Annotated in this window: 4 protein-coding genes; all 4 read left to right on the top strand. The window is 31.9% G+C overall.

Annotation, left to right across the window (positions count from 1 at the left end; all coding sequences use genetic code 11):
* Positions 1-449 precede the first annotated feature (449 nt).
* Positions 450-3,557: a SusC/RagA family TonB-linked outer membrane protein gene (locus Q8S45_RS10155; RefSeq protein WP_305604336.1), complete on the top strand. Its 3,108-nt coding sequence runs from the start codon at positions 450-452 to the stop codon at positions 3,555-3,557.
* Positions 3,558-3,569: 12 nt separating this feature from the next.
* Positions 3,570-5,087 carry a SusD/RagB family nutrient-binding outer membrane lipoprotein gene (locus Q8S45_RS10150; protein WP_305604335.1) on the top strand — a complete coding sequence of 506 codons (1,518 nt, stop codon included), beginning with the start codon at positions 3,570-3,572 and terminating at the stop codon, positions 5,085-5,087.
* A 282-nt stretch (positions 5,088-5,369) separates the two neighbouring features.
* Positions 5,370-6,944, top strand: a complete 1,575-nt coding sequence (locus Q8S45_RS10145; protein ID WP_305604333.1) for a family 16 glycosylhydrolase — start codon at positions 5,370-5,372, stop codon at positions 6,942-6,944.
* A 1-nt stretch (position 6,945) separates the two neighbouring features.
* Complete coding sequence (locus Q8S45_RS10140) at positions 6,946-7,782, top strand: endonuclease/exonuclease/phosphatase family protein (protein ID WP_305604332.1); 837 nt, start codon at positions 6,946-6,948, stop codon at positions 7,780-7,782.
* Positions 7,783-7,944: the final 162 nt, after the last annotated feature.

Below are 7,944 nucleotides of genomic sequence, written 5' to 3'. Positions count from 1 at the left end.
TTCACATAATAGATATTTAGAAAAAATGGAAGATAGATTAACGAAATTCAATGAATTAATGAATACATTCAAGTCTGAAAACCAATTAGGGAAAAATCTATCCAATTTAATTGTAAATATTTAATAGACTTTATATAATACAACATATGTTAAATTTACTACGACATTACCACAACGCAAACGGTGTATTTGTGTTAAAATATCATGTTTACTTACAACATTAAAAATTATTATATTGCTTAAAGCCTAATATTCTCAACGATTCAGTTATAACTTTTTTAACATTTTAACATTTTAATTCGTTTGTCTGTTTTTTGTTGTGGTACATTTTACTATAATGGTAATTAGATGATTTAACTTTATGAAATATTCTTTTTAGACATATTTCAATAAAAAGGATTAAACAAATTTATTAAAAATGATATTAATCAATTTAAAACCAATTTAGTATGAAAATCACAAAATTACTTGTTTTTTGTTTTTTCGCTATTCTTTTCTCAGTTTCTGTTCATGCGCAAGAAACTAAAATAAGTGGGAAAATTTTAGACGAAAACGGCAATCCTATTCCGGGAGCAACCATTTTAGTTAAGGGAACTTCAAATGGTACAACTTCGGATTTTAATGGAAATTATGAAATAAAGGCCGCATCAGGCGGTACTTTAGTGTTTAGTTTTATAGGTTATCTTTCAATAGAAGAATCCTTAAAAGGAAGAACTAAAATTGATGTAAATCTTATCCCAGTAGCACAACAATTAGATGAGGTTGTTGTTACAGCATTGGGAATAAAACGTGAGGAAAAAGCACTTGGGTATGCGGTTCAAAAGGTTTCTGGAGAAAGTTTGCAAAAAGTAAAAGGTATAGATGTTGCTACATCTCTTACAGGTAAAGTAGCAGGGCTCTTAGTTAAAAACTCAAGTGAATTTTCGGCCACTCCAGTACTTTCCATTCGTGGAGAAAGTCCATTATTGGTAATAGATGGTGTAGCCTATAATAACAAGGATTTGGGTGATATATCTTCTGAAGATATAGAATCTATGAGTGTTTTGAAAGGGGCAACGGCTTCGGCACTTTATGGTTTTCGTGGTGCAAGTGGTGCCATTTTGATTACAACTAAAAATGGTAGTAGTGGTGCTGCTGGAATATCAGTAGACCTTTCTACAAACACCATGTATTCTGCAGGGTTTTTAGCAATTCCTGAAAAGCAAAGCACTTATGGTCGTGGTAGTAATGGTACTTATGACAAAAACTCTGATAGTTCATGGGGTGCTGTTATGGCAGGACAAATTCTTAATCAATGGGACCCGTTTTTAAAAGCCTATAGAGATTATGAATATTTACCAATAGGGAAAGACAACTTTGCTAATTTTTTAGAGCAAGGTTATATAACAAATAATAATGTTAACGTTGGTTTTAAACAAGAAAATATTTCGTTAAGAAGCTCTGTTAACTGGACACAAAATAAAGGACAATATCCTAATTCTAAATTAGACAAGTACACTTATACTTTTGGGGGAGAGGTAAAATTAGATAAATTTAAATTGAATTCAAATTTATCTTATTCTAGAAAAGCATCCCCAAACGTAGGGTCTAGCGGTTATACAGCGTATGATCCTATGTATTCTTTACTGATATGGTCGGCTGCTGATTTTGATATTCGAGATTACAAAGACAATTATTGGATTACACCTGGTCAAGTTCAAAACTATACATATCGATCAGGTAGTGATAATCCTTATTTTCTTAAAAATGAAAAAATAAATGAGACTTCTCGTGATATTTTTAATGCCGATTTATCAATGAGTTATGATATAACTGATTGGTTGAAAGCAACTGTTCGTACGGGTCTTGATTTCTTTACAGATAAAGGAGAGATAAGAGTTTCAAAGGGTTCATATCAATCAACAGGTAATTCAGGTGTTCCTGGAAACAGTTATTTGTGGGTTGGTGGAACTACTGGTGCTTATGCTATAGGAGAAACTCAAGGACACAGTATAAATAGTGATTTGTTACTTACAGGAGAAAGATCATACAATAAATTTAATGTAGATTACCTTGCAGGGGGAACAATATATTATACAGAAGCTGCCAATATTTATGGAAATACAGATGGTGGTATTTCTATACCTGGGTTTTTCTCATTAGCAGCATCAGTAAATCCAGCTAAGGTTTATAAAAGCCAACAACAACGACAAGTAAATTCAGTATTTGGTCGTTTAGGTCTATCTTGGGATAAAACGGTATATTTAGAATTTACAGCTCGTAATGACTGGAGTTCAACGTTAGCTGTAGATGCAAATTCATACTTTTACCCATCTGTAGCTTCCAGTTTTGTAATTTCAGAACTTTTACCAGAATCTACAAAAGATTGGTTGGATTTATTGAAGCTTAGAACTTCCTGGACACAATCAAAAAATATTCCTGGAATTTATGAAATTAATAGTAGTTTCAAAATTAACAGCGGTACTTGGAATACCCTTAATGGTGCAGAAGCTCCTTCTAGTTTATTTCCATCAAATATTACTCCATCAAGTGCCGATACCTTTGAGGTAGGAACACAAGGAATGATGTTTAAAAATAGATTAATGGTTGATGTATCTTATTATAGTAAACGGTTTTATGATGGCATTATAAACGGGCCAATATCATCAGCTAGTGGGTATACAAGTATTAAAACCAATTCTGAAGAAGAAACGCTGCGTCGTGGTTGGGAAGTAACTTTAAATACCACACCAATAAAAACTAAAGATTGGCAATTGGATTTAGGTATGAACTGGTCAACTTATAAAAGAACCTATTCTAAGTTAGATCCATTATATTCAAGTGTTAAACCATGGGTAGCAGTTGGAGAACGCATTGATGCTTATGTAGGTAGAGATTTTTTAAAAGATCCAGCAACTGGTGCAATTATATATAACAATGGAAGAATTGCAAAAAGCGGATATGATTCAGTATTTGGCTATTCTGACCCAGATTGGCTTTGGGGTGTAAATTCTACTTTAAAACATAAAGATTTTAGTTTATTTTTATCTTTTGACGGGGTATCTGGAGGGATGATGACTACTCGCACAGAAAGTTATATGTGGAATACTGGAGGTCATCCAGATTCAGTTACGCCAGAAAGAGCATTAGACGTTGCTACGCCAGGTTCCCAAAATTATATTGGGGAAGGTGTAAAAATTGTATCAGGTACAGTTACGTATGATGCAGTTGGTAATATAACCACTGACACACGTGTTTTTGCACCTAATGATATTCCAACTACGTACAAGCAAGCTATGTTAGATTTACACTCTGGTAGTGCTTGGGGAGGTACAGGAACTCGTGCAGATGCCTATTCTAAAACTTTCTTCAAACTACGTGAGATTTCTTTAACATATACATTCCCTAGCAAATATTTACAAGGTTGGGCTGCAAAAGCTGCATCGGTAAGTTTTATAGGACAAAATGTGCTTATGAAGGCAAAGGATTTCAAATATTCTGATCCTGATGGTGGTTATGAAGATTTTTCTGATCCATCAGTAAGATATCTTGGAGCAAATTTTAAACTTACATTTTAATCTAATAGAACAATGAAAAAAATAAAATATTTATTTATAGCTGTATTTTCTCTTATGATTGTAGCTTCATGTAGCAATTTTGAGGAATTAAATACGAACCCAGATGTGCCAAATTCGGTTGCACCTGAGATGCTTGCTACGCAAGTACTTAAAGATTCATATAGATTTTGGAATCCGAATTCATCAGATTACTCTTTCGCTAATTTATTTAATAAGCATACGGTAATTTTTGAAACAAACCCAAATCCTTACCAATATTATTTCTCATATTCTCCTTATGGTTCTTTTCCTTATGGAAGTTTGACCGAACTTAAACGTATGGTTGAATTTTCTAAAGGAGGAGCATATGAATCTTCATTTAAAGGATTGGCATTATTCCTAAAAGCTTCTGCATTGTTTGATGCAACTATAGAATTGGGAGATATCCCTTATTCTGAAGCAGGAATGGCTGAAGAAGGAATTACTAAGCCAAAGTATGATAAGCAAGCTGATGTAATTGTATCTATATTAAATGATTTAAAAGAAGCGGAGGCCTATTTTGCAGCAGGAGTAAATTTTAATGGCGATATCATGTACGGAGGAAATGTTACAAAATGGCGCAAACTTTGTAATGCTTATCAGTTAAAAGTTTTACAGACCATAAGTAAAAAAATTACACCCGAACAAAAAGCTCGTTTTGCAGCTATCGTTTCTGCTGGCAATTTAATGACAAGTAGTGCTGATAATTATCAATTAGCATATTCTACTAACACAAATGCTAGTTATCCATATTTTAATGGAGAAGCTACTAGACTTAAACATGGTCTTTCAAAATTAGTGGTTGATGCATTGAAAACAAATAACGATCGTAGATTGTTTTATTTTGCAGAGCCAGCACCAGCTTTAATTACTGGAGGTGCTACTGCATCGCAATTTGTTGCTTATGAAGGGGCTCCTACACAATTAGCGGCTCTTCCTATGACACTTAATTATCAAGCGGGAAAGTATTCATTGTTAAATAAACGGTATCCTCTTTATAGAGACAATGATCCTTTTATTAAATTTCCATATGCAGAACAATGTTTTATAATTGCAGAAGCAATAGAAGAAGGTTGGGTAGCCGGAAACTCTCAAACTTACTACGAAAATGGAGTGAAAGCGTCATTAGAATACTATAAGAACCTTCCTAATACAAGTAGTCATGTACATGGAATGGCTATTACTCAAGCTTATATTGATGGTTATTTTGTTGGTGCTGCAGCGTATGCAGGAACAAAAGTAGATCGTTTACGCCAAATTTGGACACAAAGATGGCTTATAGATTTTATGCAAGCTAGATCGTATTATCCTCAATTTCTTCGTGTAGGTTACCCAGTCTATCCTTTAGATCCTTTAACTAGCATGAATCCAGATGACCCAACATTATACCCTCAACGTTGGAAATACCCAACCAGTGAATTAACCACTAATGGAGTAAATTATTTAAAAGCGGTTGATGAGCAATATGGTGGATATGATGGAATTAACCTTAAACCTTGGTACTTAAAATAATAAAAGCAAAACTACTTAAGTACATTTTAAATGTATGTAGTTTTAAAGAGAAGCATTATTAAAAAGAATAAAATTTAAACCCCAAAGATTTTAGAACTCCTCCTAATTGAGGAGGAGTTCTTCCTTTATTAAAAGAAGTTGAAGGTTATTTTATATCTTTATTATCAAATAATGCTAGTCTAATAATAATGAGTGTTTTTCATATATTTTGAGTTAGTTTTTTATAGTTGCTTCTGTTTTTTCGAGGATTTCAGGAGCAACTTAAAAAAAATCATTTTAAAAATGAATAAATTTAATACAATAATCACAATTTTGTTTATTGCAATTGGCACATTTTTTTCGGCCTGTAATTCTACAAAAACGACTTTAAAAAGTGAAATTTCATTTGCTGATAATAAAATTATAGCTCACAGAGGTGCTTGGAAAAAAAATATGCTACCTGAAAACTCAATAGCATCGTTAAAGCAAGCAATTCAATTAAACTGTACAGGCTCAGAATTTGATGTACGAATGACTGCGGATAATGTACTAATTGTAACCCATGACCCAACGTACAATAATTTAGAAATTGAAAAAACTAACTATTCAGAATTAATAACTTTTAAATTATCCAATGGAGAAAAACTTCCAACATTAAAAGAATATTTAATAGCAGGTATTGAAAATAATACAACTACACGATTGGTTTGTGAAATCAAACCTTCAAAAGTAAGTATAGAAAGAGGACAGTTAATTGCAACAAAAGTGGTTCAACTAGTTGAAAAACTTAAAGCAAAAGATTTGGTTGTATATATAAGCTTTGATTATGATATTCTAAAAAAAATTAGAGAAATAGATCCAACAGCTTCAACACAATATTTAGAAAGTAATAAATCGCCTATTCAATTAAAAGAAGATGGTATTAATGGTGCAGATTATTATTATACTGATTACCATGACCATGTGGAATGGATTGAAAGTGCCAAAAAAAACGACATATTATTAAATGGTTGGACCGTAAATAAAGTTGATGATATGGATTGGTTATTAGCAAACAATTTTGATTTTATTACTACAGATGAACCTGAACTACTATTAGAAACTGTGAAAAAAAGGGCAACTATTTATAAAGATTATAACCTAGTTTGGTCCGATGAATTTGAATATTCAGGGTTGCCCAATGAAACAAAATGGAACTATGAAGTTGGTGGAAGTGGCTGGGGAAATAACGAAAAACAATTTTATTTAGAAAAATCTTTAGAAAATTCATTTGTTAAAGATGGAAAATTACACATTGTTGCTTTAAAAAAAGATGTTGAAAATAGGCAATATACTTCGGCAAGATTAACAACGTATAATAGGTTTATGTTGCAATATGGAAAAGTGGAAGTAATGGCAAAATTACCAGAAGGAAAAGGAACGTGGCCAGCAATTTGGATGCTTCCTGAAAGTCTTCGTAAAAAAGAAGAAGCTTGGCCGCTATGTGGTGAAATTGATATTCTGGAACATGTTGGTAAAGATCCAAATATGGTTCATGTATCACTACATTCCAAATTATACAATCATATAAAGAACACTCAAATAACACATTTTGAAAGACTTGCTGATGTTTCTAATACTTTTCACCTTTATGGAATAGAATGGACACCAGAATTTATCAAGTTTTATATAGATAATAAATTGTTTTATGAAGCTATAAAAGGGGAAAATGGAAAGGTAACTACTAACGAAGGTTGGCCTTTTGATAAACCTTATTTTTTAATTTTAAATCTTGCCATTGGAGGAAATTGGGGAGGATCTGTTGATGACGCCATTTTCCCATCTGAAATGTTAATAGATTATGTGAGAATATACCAACAACCAGTTTCAAATAATTAATATGAAAAAAACCTTTTTAATACTTTTTATTGGTTTTTTAAACCTAAGTGCAATCTCGCAATCGCTGAATGTTATGACTTATAACATTCGTTTGAATGTTTCAGTTGATGGCGAAAACGCTTGGCCATTTAGAAAAGAATTTTTAACATCTCAAATACAGTTTTACGAACCTGATATTTTAGGTGTTCAAGAAGCAACTCCAAATCAGGTTACTGAAATGTCTAATTTATTACCAGCATACAATCAAATTGGAATTGGTAGAGATGGTGAAAAAAAAGGAGAATCATCAAACATTTATTACAAAAAAGATCGATTTATAATTAAAGAAACCAATACTTTTTGGCTTTCTGAAACACCAAATGAAATTTCAAAAGGTTGGGACGCGGCGTTTAACAGAGTGTGTACTTATGCACTGTTTAAAGATAAAAAAACTAAAAAATATGTATGGGTTTTTAATACACATTTAGATCATATAGGTGAAGTGGCAAAAACCAAAAGTATTGAGCTAATTATCTCAAAAATGATAGAATTAAACACAAAAAATTATCCCGTTATTTTTATGGGTGATTTTAATTCTGAACCAACTACAGAGAGAATTCTAAACCTTAAAAAAGAAATGAATGATTGTAGAGAATCCTCAATAGAAAAGCCTTTCGGACCTTCAGGAACGTTCAACGGGTTTAAATTTAATGTGCCAGTTACAATTTTAATCGACTATATTTTTATTTCAAAAAACAATAAATTAAAAGTTAAAAAATATGCCATTTTAAGTGATTCAAAAGATTTGAAATATCCTTCAGATCATTTACCAGTTTTTGTAAAATTGAGTTTTAAATAATAAAGAAAAGAGAAAATCATTTTTTAAATTAGATAGCAACTAAAACCAACAATTAATAATGTCAAAAAAAGTAGTATTTATAGCATTTGTAGTTTCTTTAGGAGGTTTTTTATTTGGATTTGATGCAGGGATTATTTCGGGCGTCATGTCCTATGCAGGTCC

This window comes from Lutibacter sp. (assembly GCF_030692605.1).
In the GTDB taxonomy this organism is placed as follows: Bacteria; Bacteroidota; Bacteroidia; order Flavobacteriales; family Flavobacteriaceae; genus Lutibacter.
This window is presented reverse-complemented; position numbering and strand designations above follow the sequence as displayed.